The 14,432-nt window shown below is 36.3% G+C and carries 15 protein-coding genes and 1 tRNA gene; 7 read left to right on the forward strand and 9 right to left on the reverse strand.

Translation table 11 applies throughout. The features are described 5' to 3' along the window. Positions 1-17: 17 nt before the first annotated feature. The 4 genes from DFQ03_RS16140 to DFQ03_RS16155 form a co-directional block, all read right to left on the reverse strand. Positions 18-1,082: a nickel-binding protein gene (locus DFQ03_RS16140; protein ID WP_166637487.1), complete on the reverse strand. Its 1,065-nt coding sequence runs from the start codon at positions 1,080-1,082 to the stop codon at positions 18-20. 569 nt (positions 1,083-1,651) lie between these two features. Next, positions 1,652-1,912: a GIY-YIG nuclease family protein gene (locus DFQ03_RS16145; RefSeq protein WP_133674274.1), complete on the reverse strand. Its 261-nt coding sequence runs from the start codon at positions 1,910-1,912 to the stop codon at positions 1,652-1,654. Between the two features lie 191 nt (positions 1,913-2,103). Next, a tRNA-Ala gene (locus DFQ03_RS16150) sits at positions 2,104-2,177 on the reverse strand. Between the two features lie 418 nt (positions 2,178-2,595). After that, a complete protein-coding gene (locus DFQ03_RS16155; protein WP_133674275.1) occupies positions 2,596-3,393 on the reverse strand; it encodes a universal stress protein in 798 nt (265 codons plus the stop codon). 53 nt (positions 3,394-3,446) lie between these two features. On the opposite strand from DFQ03_RS16155, the gene DFQ03_RS16160 reads away from it, so the two are divergent. The 7 genes from DFQ03_RS16160 to DFQ03_RS16190 all read left to right on the forward strand — a co-directional run bounded on the left by DFQ03_RS16160 (position 3,447) and on the right by DFQ03_RS16190 (position 9,140). Then, positions 3,447-3,947 carry a GNAT family N-acetyltransferase gene (locus DFQ03_RS16160; protein ID WP_133674276.1) on the forward strand — a complete coding sequence of 167 codons (501 nt, stop codon included), beginning with the start codon at positions 3,447-3,449 and terminating at the stop codon, positions 3,945-3,947. Between the two features lie 12 nt (positions 3,948-3,959). Then, positions 3,960-5,294, forward strand: a complete 1,335-nt coding sequence (locus DFQ03_RS16165) for an MATE family efflux transporter (protein WP_133674277.1) — start codon at positions 3,960-3,962, stop codon at positions 5,292-5,294. A gap of 21 nt (positions 5,295-5,315) precedes the next feature. Next, entirely contained in the window at positions 5,316-6,083 is a 768-nt protein-coding gene (locus DFQ03_RS16170) for an enoyl-CoA hydratase/isomerase family protein (RefSeq protein WP_133674278.1), read from the forward strand. Between the two features lie 213 nt (positions 6,084-6,296). Then, positions 6,297-6,725, forward strand: a complete 429-nt coding sequence (locus DFQ03_RS16175; RefSeq protein ID WP_133674279.1) for a hypothetical protein — start codon at positions 6,297-6,299, stop codon at positions 6,723-6,725. Positions 6,726-6,782: 57 nt separating this feature from the next. Next, positions 6,783-7,232 (forward strand): 6-pyruvoyl trahydropterin synthase family protein, encoded by a 450-nt coding sequence (locus DFQ03_RS16180; RefSeq protein WP_133674280.1) that lies wholly within the window; start codon positions 6,783-6,785, stop codon positions 7,230-7,232. A gap of 83 nt (positions 7,233-7,315) precedes the next feature. Next, the gene (locus tag DFQ03_RS16185) at positions 7,316-8,302 is read left to right on the forward strand and encodes an endonuclease/exonuclease/phosphatase family protein (protein WP_133674281.1); all 987 of its coding nucleotides are present in this window, start codon (positions 7,316-7,318) and stop codon (positions 8,300-8,302) included. 73 nt (positions 8,303-8,375) lie between these two features. Continuing rightward, the gene (locus tag DFQ03_RS16190) at positions 8,376-9,140 is read left to right on the forward strand and encodes a UDP-2,3-diacylglucosamine diphosphatase (protein WP_133674282.1); all 765 of its coding nucleotides are present in this window, start codon (positions 8,376-8,378) and stop codon (positions 9,138-9,140) included. 637 nt (positions 9,141-9,777) lie between these two features. On the opposite strand, the gene DFQ03_RS16195 is transcribed toward DFQ03_RS16190, so the two are convergent. The 5 genes from DFQ03_RS16195 to DFQ03_RS16215 form a co-directional block, all read right to left on the reverse strand. Beyond that, complete coding sequence (locus tag DFQ03_RS16195) at positions 9,778-11,040, reverse strand: MFS transporter (RefSeq protein WP_133674283.1); 1,263 nt, start codon at positions 11,038-11,040, stop codon at positions 9,778-9,780. 114 nt (positions 11,041-11,154) lie between these two features. Then, on the reverse strand, positions 11,155-11,508 hold the full coding sequence (locus DFQ03_RS16200; protein ID WP_133674284.1) for a hypothetical protein: 354 nt from the start codon (positions 11,506-11,508) through the stop codon (positions 11,155-11,157). A gap of 62 nt (positions 11,509-11,570) precedes the next feature. Further along, positions 11,571-11,954: a VOC family protein gene (locus tag DFQ03_RS16205; protein ID WP_133674285.1), complete on the reverse strand. Its 384-nt coding sequence runs from the start codon at positions 11,952-11,954 to the stop codon at positions 11,571-11,573. After that, positions 11,951-13,639 (reverse strand): single-stranded-DNA-specific exonuclease RecJ, encoded by a 1,689-nt coding sequence (gene recJ, locus DFQ03_RS16210; protein ID WP_133674286.1) that lies wholly within the window; start codon positions 13,637-13,639, stop codon positions 11,951-11,953. The genes DFQ03_RS16205 and recJ overlap by 4 nt, the downstream gene beginning before the upstream one ends. 216 nt (positions 13,640-13,855) lie before the next feature. Then, on the reverse strand, positions 13,856-14,284 hold the full coding sequence (locus DFQ03_RS16215) for an OsmC family protein (protein WP_133674287.1): 429 nt from the start codon (positions 14,282-14,284) through the stop codon (positions 13,856-13,858). Positions 14,285-14,432: the final 148 nt, after the last annotated feature.

Raw genomic sequence — 14,432 nt, forward strand, 5'->3', positions numbered from 1 at the left:
AACGTATGTTTTTTTGGTTACCTGGATATGGACTTACCAATCACGGTCGGGAGTATTTTAAACCTTTTTCGAAACACTCTTGTAAAATAGGTTGGACTATTGAAACCTGAATCATATGCCACCTCGGAAACCGTTTTATTTCCTGATTTCAAGGCTTTTGCAGCATGTATTAAACGTAATTCGGACAACAACTTATTGGGAGGAATTTCGACTAGAGCGGATATTTTTCGATAGGTTTGGGACTTACTCAGCCCTAGTTCATTGCTAAGGTCATCACTCTTAAAAGCTGAATTGATTAGATTTTTCTGAAGAACTTCATCCAATTTTTCAATTTCTTTGTAAGATGCCTCATCCAGAATAGTTAAAGGTTCAGTATCAATTTTGGAAAATTCTTTGCTGTATGAAGCAGAAAGTTTTGTTTCCAAATCCATAAATATTCCTTTTTTAAAACCTAATCTTGACATCACATTTACTCTAGTTTTAGTTTCTTCGAATAAATTTTTACCATGTTCATCAACTGGTCTTCCTGTCGCTAAAGCTATACTGTATAAAGAATTTTGGTTAGAAGATTCAAAGTGCCTCGATAGTTGCTGCGCACAATCTAAGGCATCAATTGCATCAATAAAAGAAGCCATATACTTTTCGCTCGGAACCTTAATTACACTACCCTTACAGTTTTTAATAAAATCAATTATTTTGAAGCCTGTCAATTTTTGATTTTCCATAAGGTCCAAAAAGTCGACCAATAAAATCGTACGAAAACCACTGTCGATTTCTCCTGTTAGCGTCAAAGCCAAATCCTGCTCATTTTGACCTCCCTCTCCCATATAGGGAAGAAATTCATGCTCTCGTGATACTTCAATAACATTGCACGCTCCAAGTCCATGAGCCTCTTTATGGCTCTCGACACAAGATTCTTTATCAGGACTTTCAATCAAGCAAAAAGCTGTTTTGTTGGGAAGATTCAAATAATATTTCTTGTAAATCAATCCGTGTTTATTTTGCACGGCCACATCTCTCAAGTGAGCTTTGTACATATCGTCTTCAGTAATAGCATCTGAATCGATTTTGTGGAAGTCCATGAATAGTGGCATGTTTAATAATTTTTAGGTTAAATTATAGTGGTTTGATAGTCAGTAATATACAATTTTTTCAAATATAAATTTGTTTGAAATTATGGGCTTCTAGTGCTCCATCTCAAAACCAAAATAGTCATAAATAAATCATTTAATAATATTAAAAAATGCATTTAGTAAGGTTTTTCAAATCAACCTAATGTCTTTAAAAATGGACAATTTTGAAGACGTTTTTAACCACACATAATAACAATACTTTAGAGTGTCCTTTTTTTTTTTTAATATTCTCGTTAATTGATCTTTTATGTAACCTAGATTCCCTAATATAAGATTGAAGTTTAAGCATCCAATAGATTTGATAATTTTCCGAAAAAATACTCTTCATAGGGTGAAGAAGTATCAAAATAGACCAATCTGTACCAAATAGTATCAAACTCAATTTGAATCCAATTTTGCGTGCAAATTGCGTGCAAATGAAAAAAGCTTCAAAAGTCAAAAACTCTTGAAGCCCTAAAAAACTTAGTGGAGAATACCAGATTTGAACCGGTGACCTTCCCGAAAGCCTTCGGGACGCTCTATTCTTTTATTTCTAGTGAGATTAAATACTCAATATATTTTCTACTTTTCTTCTTTTTAATCAGAAGTTCAAACGAGACTGCTTCTGATCGTGTTTCAAAATTACGTTGCCATTTTAAAACCCAGTCCTTTACCTTTTTAGTATAAGTAGATCCATTTCCTTTAATATGACGTTCAAGTCGTTCTTCAATATTTTCTGTACAACCAATGTAGTAGCGATCTAGTGTCTGACTATAAATTATATAAGTAGTGAATGGCATTTTTAAAAATAATCAAATCAAAAAGGCTTCCAAAATGGTAACCTTTCAAATGGAGAATACCGGATTCGAACCGGTGACCTTCCCGAAAGCTTTCGGGACGCTCTATACCTTAACTATCTAACCTATTTAATTCGATAATTAATCGCTTAATTGCTATAAATAAAAAAAGCTTCCAAAATGGAAGCTTTAAGTGGAGAATACCGGATTCGAACCGGTGACCTCTTGCCTGCCAGGCAAGCGCTCTAGCCAACTGAGCTAATCCCCCTTATATTACCTTTTTTTTACTTAAAACACCCGAAACGACCTTCCCGAATGCCTTCGGGACGCTCTAGCCAACTGAGCTAATCCCCCTTATATTACCTTTTTTTACTTAAAACACCCGAAACGACCTTCCCGAATGCCTTCGGGACGCTCTAGCCAACTGAGCTAATCCCCCTTATATTACCTTTTTTTACTTAAAACACCCGAAACGACCTTCCCGAATGCCTTCGGGACGCTCTAGCCAACTGAGCTAATCCCCCTTATATTACTTTATTTACTCAAAAAAAACAGAAGCGACCTTCCCTAAGGCTATCGGGACGCTCTAGCCAACTGAGCCCGCCTAAAAAGTCGGGCGAGCTAGTCCCCCTTATTTTTTGACAGCGTCAAAGAAAACCTATTTTAGCAACGTATCAAAGTACTACTTAATCTTTCTTTACACTTAATACCAATACTGGTACCGGGGCATAAAACTCTGATTTTGCAATAGTATTTTTCTCCCATAATTTCTTAAAAAAACCACGTTTTCTTCTAAAAACACACAATAAATCGGGGTGTTTTGCTTGAAAATGTTCTAAAACACCATGGTATGTAGTGGAATTCTCTGTAAAGGTCAATTGCGAACTAATATCCATCAATGCCGTATTTATCTTTAGATCGTCATCTGAATATCCTGGTGTTTTCACCATCAATAGATTTACGTTTGCATTATGCTTTTTCTGAATCTGAATTAACGGATCAAGAATTCTCTTTCTCTTTAGAATACCAGATTTAAAGGCTACCAAAATATTCTCAAACGACTTATATGCTGTTCCTTTTGGTACGATCAAAGTTGGTATGTTCGTTCTTTTAATAATAGCTCCCGAGGTTTGCCCCAAGTAGTTCTCTTCTTGAATATCGTTACTTCTTGGCGCTAAAATAATTAGATCGATACCTATACCCTTGTCAATTTCTTTTAGTCCGTCTTTAAGCTCACCATTAAAGCTTGCTATTTTTAATGAGACATCTTTTGTATCTACCGTTCCTATAATTTCTTTTAGTCTTTCTTTAGAATTTTCGGCTACCTTCTGTGTTACATTGGTAAGCGTTCCTGTTTTACCGCTGACATTAAAAACCTCCATTACATATATTTCAGCACCAAAGTCTTGTGCAAAATCTACTGCATATTGTAATGTTTGATTCGCATTTGTGGAGGTCCCGATCGGAACAAGAATATTCATCATGATAAAAAGTATTGATTATAACTCTAAATTTACAATTTAATTAAATTCATTTTATGATAGCATCGGCAAAGATATCGCAAATACCCAAAATTCTTCTCATGACAGATGCTTGTAGAATTGCAATGGAAGCCAATGATATTTACCAATGGACTACCGAATACCCTTCTGAACAGGCATTTGAAAATGACGTAGCACGTAATGAACTATTTGTACTTCAAGTTGCAAACGAAATTGTGGGCTGTATTGTTGTTTCACTTTTTATGGATGAGGAATATGAATCTGTTGATTGGCTCACAGAAAATACCAAGAACTATTACATTCATCGCCTAGCGGTACACCCAAAGCATCAAGGAAAAGGTTTTGCCCAGCGTTTAATGGATTTTGGGGAAAATTTTGCCAGAGAAAACAATGGGCTGTCGGTCAGGTTAGATACCTTTAGCAAAAACCAACGAAATCAGAAATTTTACGAGCAACGTGGTTACACTAAATTAGGTGATATCTTTTTTCCCAACCAAAGCATACACCCTTTTCATTGCTACGAACTTGTACTATAGAAACCCTATTTTTTGAAGACTTCCGTAAATTCTAAATCTATAAATGCCCTGGCCATCCCAGCAACTATTGCCGGTATTGCCGAACCTTTACTGTCCATAACCGATACGGCCATTGTGGGTAATATACCCGTTGACGGATTAGAATCTCTTGCCGCAGCAGGTATTGTGGGTTCTTTTCTTTCTATGCTGATCTGGATTCTTGGTCAAACCCGTAGTGCAATTTCCGCTATAATTTCGCAGTATTTAGGTGCCGGTAAATTAGAAGAGGTCAAAGCTTTACCCGCACAAGCCATCTACCTCAATATTACCTTGAGCATCCTTGTTTTACTATCTACCGTTTTTGTTATTCAAGAAATCTTTGAGCTTTTAAATGCGAAGGGCAAAATACTGCAGTATTGCATTAGCTACTACGCCATTCGTGTTTGGGGATTTCCATTGACCTTATTCGTTTTTGCCGTGATGGGTATTTTTCGCGGATTACAGAATACCTATTGGCCTATGGTCATCGCCATTACCGGAGCGGTCTTGAACGTAATTTTCGATTTTGCCTTTGTTTACGGTATTGAAGGATTCATACCTGCCATGTATTTAGAAGGCGCCGCTTACGCAAGTTTACTGGCACAAGCGATTATGGCACTTATGGCGTTCTATCTTCTTTGGACAAAGACAGATATTAGCTTAAAACTAAAACTACCTATTCATCCAGAACTTGGTAGACTGGTTATTATGAGTTTAAATTTGTTTGTACGTGCCATTGCCCTGAACACTGCGCTTATTCTTGCCGTTAGAGAAGCTACCGCCCTTGGTGATAAATTTATTGGCGCACATACCATTGCCATTAATTTATGGTTGTTTTCTGCCTTTTTTATTGATGGGTACGGTGCCGCCGGTAATATTATGGGCGGACGATTGCTGGGAGAACGTAATTATGACGGACTCTGGTTATTGGCGAAAAAAATTACGAAATACGGACTCTTAGTTAGCCTCGTTATTATGGCATTGGCTACCATTTTTTACAAGCCCCTAGGTAGCTTATTTTCTAACGAGCCTTTGGTACTTTCTGCCTTTTACGGCATTTTCTACATTATTATTCTGGGGCTTCCTTTTAATAGCACCGCATTTGTTCTTGACGGAGTTTTTAAAGGTCTTGGTGAAATGAAATATTTACGTAACACCCTACTTTTTGCTACTTTTTTGGGTTTTGTACCCATGTTATTCTTAGGTAAATACCTCAACTGGGGATTAACGGGAATTTGGCTGGCTTTCACCGTTTGGATGTTCATTAGAGGCGGTGCCCTGGTATGGAAATTCAGAAACAAATTCAAACCTTTATTGCAAAATCCGTAATTTTGAGGGAAATAAAATGCTATGGTCACTACAAGAAAAAATGGAAGTTTATACACCCGAATAGATGGTAAAGTTGCTCATGTAGAGTTTGGGCATCCTGCCAGTAATTCTTTTGTTTCCGAACTTCTAGAACGCCTGACGAATACGATCAACGAGCTTTCTGATAATGAAGCTATTTCTGTTATCCTATTAAAATCTGAAGGTGAAAAAGCATTTTGTGCAGGTGCTTCTTTTGATGAATTGTTAGAGGTATCTAACCTAGAAGAAGGTAAAGCGTTCTTTAGTGGTTTTGCCCATGTCATCAATGCCATGCGTACCTGTAAAAAGGTAATTATAGGGCGTGTACATGGCAAAACCGTTGGTGGCGGTGTTGGGCTTGCCGCTGCTTGCGATTATGTGTATTCTAACGTTAACTCATCAATTAAACTTTCTGAACTTAGTATTGGTATAGCTCCGCTGGTCATTGCCCCTGCCGTAGCTCGTAAAATAGGAAACGCCGCCATGGGTGAAATCTCTTTGGCACCTACCGAATGGAAAAGTGCTTATTGGGCTCAAGAAAAAGGGCTGTTCAATAAAGTGTACGACTCTGCGCAAGAAATGGATAAAGAGCTAGATTTCTTTATTCACCAACTGGCAAGCTATAATTCTGAAGCTTTAACCGAATGGAAGAAAGTTTTATGGGAAGGTACCGACCATTGGGATACCTTATTGACAGACCGTGCAGCTATCACCGGAAAATTAGCCCTTTCTGATTTTACAAGAAACGCACTGTCAAAATTTAAAAAATAAACAATAACTGAAACAGGAGCTCGTTCTGTTTCTAAATCATTAGTATGGAATTCTTTCAATTTTTAAACGGTAACCTAGTATTTCCCGTTCTTGCCCTTTCAGTTTTGATCATTTATTTCGTGAACAAAATGCGTGCAAAAAAGAAATACAAAAGGTAATTAAAGCCCTTACGCAACTAATCGGTATTTCATCATCTTGTAATAAACCCGCTTTATGTTCGCAAAAATCGTAGTAGCATTTCTTTCCATATTTCTAGTTGCCTGTAATGACAAAGATGAAACTGTTGAGCAGCAAGACTGCTCTAGTACTATTTGCACATTAAATTTTGTCACTATTACCGTTAGTGTAAAAGATGTATCTGGTAAAGCAGTAGCTCTAAATAGTTATGAGGTTATAGACACTGAAACAGGTGAAAACCTAGCCACGGGTTTTAATGGAGAAGAATATCAATATTATAAAGAACAAGGTCTGTATCCTATTCTTAGTGATGCCAATCGTGTGCAATACCAAAATTCGACCGCTAAACTGACCTTTAAAGGTTATATTGATAATGAAGAGGTCATCAATGAAGCCTATGTAGTTGGTGCAGACTGCTGTCACGTTAGCTTAATAACAGGAAATACAGCTATTGTTTTAGAATGATTTATTCGCTATAAATGCGTTTAAACTTTTCCTACCTTTGCCGTATAATTATAGGCTATGAGCAATATTCGTATTACGAAACAATTCAATTTTGAAACAGGACATGCATTGTACGGTTATGACGGTAAATGTAGAAATGTACATGGCCATAGCTATAAATTATCGGTTACCGTTATTGGAAAGCCTATTACAGATACCAGCCATGTAAAATTGGGTATGGTAATAGATTTTGGAGATCTTAAAAAAATTGTCAAAGAAGATATTGTGGATGTTTTTGACCACGCCACCGTATTCAATAAAAATACTCCTCACGTTGAACTAGCCAAAGAATTAACCGATAGGGGGCACAACGTTATCTTGGCAGATTACCAACCTACAAGTGAAAATATGGTCATAGATTTTGCCGCGAAAATAAAATCTCGCCTTCCTGAAAACATTTCTTTATTCTCCCTTAAATTACAAGAAACAGATACTTCGTTTGCCGAATGGTATGCGAGCGACAATTAAGTTCAACATAACTTAACGGTAAACTTTCGTTACAAGCTTTTAAATTGTTTTATTTTTAAGGCAACTCCTTAATATATAACAATATGACCAAACATCATATTTACTGGTGGAATCTTGAAAACCTGTTCGATGTAGAAAATTCACCACGAAGAAGTGAATTTTTAAACAACCATTTAGGCAAAGAACTCGATGGATGGAACGCTACCATTCTTGAACAGAAAATTGCCAACCTAACTGCTGTCATATCAAAATTTAATAACGGTGAAGGTCCAGATATATTAGGGGTTTGCGAAGTAGAAAACGAGCATGTTATTGAGCTTTTAATAGATGCCATGAGTGCTGCCCTTAATAAAAATTACGGTTTTGTTATTTCTGAAGGAGATGATAAACGGGGTATCGATACCGCACTTATTTATGACAAGACCAAATACGGACCAGAGCAACAAACTTTCAGTCTACGTATTATTAAACGAAATACCACAAGAGATTTATTTCAAGTACACATCAATACTGCAAATGGCAACAAGCTGGTATGTGTACTTAACCATTGGCCATCTAGATCTGGTGGTGAACTAGAAAGTGAACCTTTTAGAATTATGGTCGCCGAAAATTTGTCTTATTGGATAGAGCGGATCTACGAAGAACAAGGTAAAGATGCCAATATCATATTAATGGGAGATTTCAATGACAACCCGTATAACAAGAGTATTACAGCGTATTTAAAGGCTATCAATAACAAAGCCTTGGTGAAAAGTAACAGGGTACGTTTAAAGTACTTTTACAATGTAATGCATCGGTTTTTAGATGCGCAAATAGGTACTTTTGTGTTTGGTAATACTTATAACATGCTAGATCAATTTATGATTTCTAAAAGTATATTATCAGAGAAATCAGAATTGCCTTTTAAATTAAGTACTACGGAAATCATTGCCTACCCAGAGCTAACTTCTGGGTCCTACCAAAAACCGGTAAAGTTTGGTAGACCTAATTCTTCAACTTTCAATGAAAAGGGTTTTAGCGATCACCTGCCTATAAAAATTGTATTGAATGAAAAAGATGCAGCTGTTTAATTTAGAATAGCATTCTCTTATTTTACACACGTATTCCTTTGGTACGCAAAACAGTTATTATATTTACACCCTGATGACGAACATTGAACTTCCGGCAGGGAAAAAAGTATATTTTGCTAGCGATAACCATCTAGGTGCACCTACTATGGAAGAAAGTAGGGTGAGAGAATTGAAGTTTATTCGTTGGTTAGATACGGTCAAGTCTGATGCCGGAGTCATTTTCTTAATGGGCGATCTGTTCGATTTTTGGTTTGAATACAAAACCGTAATCCCAAAAGGATTTACCAGAACTTTAGGAAAGCTTGCAGAACTGTCTGATGCAGGCATACAAATACACTACTTTGTAGGTAATCATGATCTATGGATGAACGGTTACTTTGAAGAAGAACTGAATATACCTGTTTATCATAACCCTCAGCAATATAGCATAAATGGAATATCATTCTTTATAGGCCATGGAGACGGATTAGGTCCGGACGATAAAGGCTTTAAAAGAATGAAAAAGGTATTTACCAATCCTGTAGCTAAATGGTTCTTTAGATGGTTACACCCAGATATCGGGGTTCGTTTGGCAAAACACCTTTCTGTAAGCAATAAATTGATTAGTGGTGACGATGATGCCAAGTACTTAGGTAACGATAAAGAATGGCTGGTACAATACGCACAAAGAAAGTTAGAAACTCAACATTATGATCATTTCATATTTGGTCATAGACATCTTCCATTGGAAATAGAATTGAAAGAAAATTCAAAATATACCAATCTTGGAGATTGGATCAATTACTACACATATGCCGAATTTGATGGCAATCAACTTTCGTTGAAAGAATTCAGTTAAATTTCAGCAAAAACATCGACGAAATACATAATTTTAATTGTAATCCTTTTCTTATAACATAAATTGAGCAGTTCACAACAATAGTTTTATAAAACTAGTACTTCGTTATATCTTTACAGTGTTATTAAGTTGAAGTGTTGATTCCAAATCTTCACATTACCTACAAGTTTCCCCAGCTTAAAACCCAAATTTTAAGTGTACCTACTTTAAAGAACAGCCCCTATTTTAGCGGCTTTTTCGTTGTTTTAATTTTTCTACTTCTATCTTAATTTTTTTTAATTATAAAATCCCATAATTTTTAAAAATGAATATGCTATTAATTCATACTTCAGATAAAAAAAATGATTTATATTTTATACGTAATAAATTTTTTAAAAAATAAAGTAAAATCAGGTTACAAAACTCATCAAACCACATGTAATCCTTTTCTTACATATTAAAAATAGCACTTCACAACAAAAGTTAGTACAAACTAGACATTGGTTCTACCTTTACACTGTTGTTAAGATTAAGTGTTGATTCCCAAATCTTCAGTTTACCTACAAGTTCCCCCGCTTAATGACCCAAACATTAAGCACCACCTACAATAAAAAAAGCTCCTAATTTAGGAGCTTTTTTTATGCTTAAAACCTAACTATTATTTCTCATGATCTTCTACATCTTTTTGTAAATCTAATTTGCGGAAACCTGGAGAAACGAAAGCAGTAATACCAACGGTTATCAAAGTCATTGTTCCGCCAAAAACAACAGCAGTTACCGTTCCCATTAATTTTGCCGTTAGTCCGCTTTCAAAAGCACCCAGTTCATTAGATGATCCTACGAACATCGAATTTACCGAAGCTACACGACCACGCATATTATCGGGCGTTTTTAATTGTAAAATGGTTTGTCTTATAATCATTGAGACCCCATCTACCGCTCCACTTAAAAACAGGGCGGCAACCGAAAGCCAGAAATAGGTAGATAACCCGAAAACAATCATACACACTCCGAACCCAAATACGGCAAATAACAATTTCTTACCTGCATTTTTATGCAGCGGAAATCTAGTAGATCCCAACATCGTAATTGCCGCACCTACAGCCGGAGCTGCCCTTAATACACCGAAACCTTCTGATCCTACATGTAAAATATCTTGCGCAAAAATGGGTAACAATGCTACCGCACCACCAAAAAGTACCGCAATCATATCTAAGGTCAAAGCACCCAATACTGCTCTGGTCTTAAACACAAATGTTAGTCCTTCTCTTAAACTTTGAAAAACCGGTTCCCCAATTTTAGGATTTAGAATAGGCTTTTTTGAAATATTAAAAAGTGCGGTTAACGCCAATAGTGAAAAGCCGAAAATGACACACATAGACCAGTGCACACCGATAATACTAATGGAAAAGCCCGCTAATGCCGGCCCTAATACAGATGCCATTTGCCATGTTGTACTACTCCAAGTAGCAGCATTGGGGTAAATCTTTTTAGGAACAATTAAGGCAATTAGCGAAAATATGGTAGGGCCTAGAAAGGCACGTACCAATCCGCCAAAGAAGACCAATACATAAATTCCATAAAGAATTGTTTTGGTCTCATAAGTGGCTAATACAGAAGGTAGACTCAGCATAAACAGTCCGAAACTAATGACCGAAAAGCCGAAAATACACTTAATTAAAAGGTTTCTTTTTTCTTTCTGATCAACGATGTGCCCCGCAAAAAGTGCCATGCCTACTGCAGGTATAACTTCCATTAAGCCAATAATACCTAATGATAATGGGTCTTTGGTCATTGAATAAACTTGCCATTCTATGACAATGAATTGCATTGACCAGGCAAAAACCATGGCAAAACGTACAAGAAGAAAAATATTGAATTCCTTAAATCTTAAGGCAGCATAGGGATCATTTACGCTCATAGTGCAATCGCTAAATAGGGTCCAAAGATATTTAATAAAGAACAGGACATATAAAGATATGCCAGCTAATTAATCGATAGCATCTGTAAAAAATTTTATAGGATGCTATTCAATTCACAATTCGCCGAAATATGAATCTAGCTCTAGCTTAAACAACGTACCATTTATTAAATCCCTGACCTCTATAGCTTCTTGATAACTTACCGTAAAGGTTATTTGGTGAGCAGGTGTGTTCAATAATAGAGACCTACATGCTTCTTTTGTTTTGCAATCTCCACAAAGATTTCCCTTTCCGTTTTCTACAGTATCTGCAATGCATTTAGAAAAATGACGTAACTCGCTTTGGGTAAGTAATAGTCCAATATCCCTGAAAATCACTTGTACTTTATTAGATTGACTGGGTTTATCTTTTTTCCATTGGAAGGCTATTCCAAAATCGTTCTGGTAAATAGGACGTATATCGTTCATAAGAATCTACATATTTAGTATAAATATAGGAATCTTATTTAGAATTATTATAAATAGTATTGCTAAATGGTGATTTCTATTTGATTTCCTTCTGGGTCTAGAATAACACTTTCGTAGTAACCATCGCCTGTAGTTCTAGGTTCTCCGGCAATTGTGAATCCGTCTTTTCTTAATTTTTCGGTAAGTAGGTCTACTTGCTCTTTTGAACCTATAGACATGGCAAAATGTATAAATCCGGTATTTACAGCCTTATGAGTAGCCGTTTGGATAGTTGGTTTATGCATGATTTCTAATCGAGCTCCATCAGTAAAACTTAAAAAATAAGATGTGAATTCTTTGGTAGGGTTATGATACCTTTCTCCTGCTACAGCATTAAAGTACGTTTCATAAAACCTTCGCATAGCCTCCAAATCAGTTACCCAAATAGCAATATGTTCTATTCTCATTTAATGTCTTTTAACTTCAATTGAAGGCTCACGTTACCTTGCCATTCATTCTCATCAATAGAAAAGACAGCGCTAAAAGGTTTTCTGCCTGTTACCAATGAAAGTTTATCACCCATATTAAAACCAATACCATCAATTTTATGACTGCTTTGCTGTACTACCGAAACTTTTAAATGTGCTTCTTCTTTACCAACACCTTTGGCATAACCAGTATCTTTTAAATCTTCGGCCATAAATATGGGAGACATATTACCAGGACCAAAAGGGGCAAACTGTTTTAGAATGCGCATTAACTTCGGTGTAATATCTTGTAGCTCTATAACAGTATCTATGATAATTTCCGGTATCAACATTTGTGGATCAATGCTCTCCTTAACTACCTTCTCGAACTGATGTTTGAAATTATTATACTGCTCTTCTAACAAGGTCAAACCCGCTGCGTATTTGTGACCACCAAACTGCTCAATGTAATCTGCACAGCCTTCTAAGGCATTATACACATCAAATCCTCTTACCGATCTTGCCGATGCCGCTAGCTTATCACCACTTTTAGTAAAAACCAGGGTTGGTCTATAATAGGTTTCCGTCAATCTTGATGCTACAATACCTATAACTCCTTTATGCCAAGTATCTTTGTAAACGACAGAAGTGAAACCTTCTTCTTCTTGATTCTCTTGAATTTGACCAAGCGCTTCTATCGTAATTTCTTGATCAAGCCCCCTTCTATCGGTATTGAACTTTTCTATTTCAGAAGCAAATTGTATTGCTTGATTCATATTGGTTTCAGTCAAAAGATTAACGGCATACTGACCGTGTTTCATTCTACCCGCTGCATTTATTCTTGGTGCAATGATGAAAACTACGTCAGTAATCGTAAGCTCTTTTTTGTTGATTTGATCAATTATGGCTTTAAAACCGATTCTAGGCTGTTGATTGATAACCTGTAAGCCATAAAAAGCTAGAATTCGATTCTCTCCAGTTATCGGTACAATATCTGCACCAATTGCAGTTGCCACTAAATCAAGATAATAGATAACATCATCAATAGTTTCTCCTCTTCGGGAGCCTAATGCCTGAATCAACTTAAAACCGACTCCGCAGCCACATAACTCATCATACGGATATGAACAATCTTCACGTTTCGGGTCTAAAACTGCTATTGCACTTGGTAATATTGTACCGGGTCTGTGGTGGTCACATATGATAAAATCGATTCCCTTTTCTTTGGCGTAGGCTACTTTATCAATTGCCTTCACTCCGCAATCTAACGCAACGATCAATGTAAAATCATTATCCTCGGCAAAATCGATTCCCTTAAAAGATACGCCGTATCCTTCATCGTAGCGATCTGGAATATATGTTGCTACATTAGGATAATAACTTAATAAGTAAGACGACATTAAAGCAACGGCGGTTGTACCATCTACATCATAATCGCCATACACCAGAATATTCTCTCCGTTGGCAATTGCCTCTTCAATTCTATTAACGGCAATATCCATGTCCTTCATTAGAAAAGGATCATGCAAATCTTCTAACTGCGGACGAAAGAAATTCTTCGCCTCATCATACGTAGAAATTCCTCTTTGTAATAAAAGCTGCGCCACCAAACTATCAACATTAAGCGCATTGGCTAATGTGTCAATATCTTCTTGTTTCGGTTTTGGTTTAATTGTCCAGCGCATTTTTTAGTAATCAGTTTTCAGTATCAGTTGGCAGTATCGATTTTAAAATTCAAATTCTAGCTGAAATGTTCGGTATTCAGTAACAGTTGGCAATATCAGTTGTCAGTGTTCAGCTTATAATCGATGTCGTCTTTGCGAGGTACGAAGCAATCTCTCACTTAGGTGTACCAAACAAACAGATTGCTTCTTCCGATAGCTATCGGAATCGCAATGACGTTATTTTTTATGAAAAACAGTCTTAATCTCAAGCTCAGCAAATTGTCTGAACATTTCCATTACTCCGCAATATTTTTCGATGGATAGGTCAACCGCTCTTTGAAGTTTTTTCTCATTTAAATTTTCTCCGTGAAAATGATACTCTACAACTACTTTATCATAAAACTTTGGGTGCTCATCGGTTAGGTTCGCAATTGTTTCAATGTGAAACTCTTCTACCTCTAACTTCATTTTCTTTATCAATGCCGCTACATCTAAGCCAGAACAACCTGCTAATGAAGAAAGCATTAAAGCTTTTGGTCTAAAACCACTACCATCACCACCGTCTTCTTTTGCGATATCTATTCGTAAAGAATGCCCGGAAGGATTGTTACTTTCAAAGGACATGTTGCCTAACCACTTTGTACTAATATGATTTGTTGTACTCATTATTTTTAATTTTTGTAGGGTACAAAAATACAACAATATAGGGTGTGGTTTTGTTAGCAATTAGCAATTAGCAATTAGCAATTAGCAATTAGCAATTAGCAATTAGCAATTAGCAATTAGCAATTAGCAATTAGCAATTAGCAATTAG

The organism is Maribacter caenipelagi, assembly GCF_004364175.1.
Lineage (GTDB): Bacteria > Bacteroidota > Bacteroidia > Flavobacteriales > Flavobacteriaceae > Maribacter > Maribacter caenipelagi.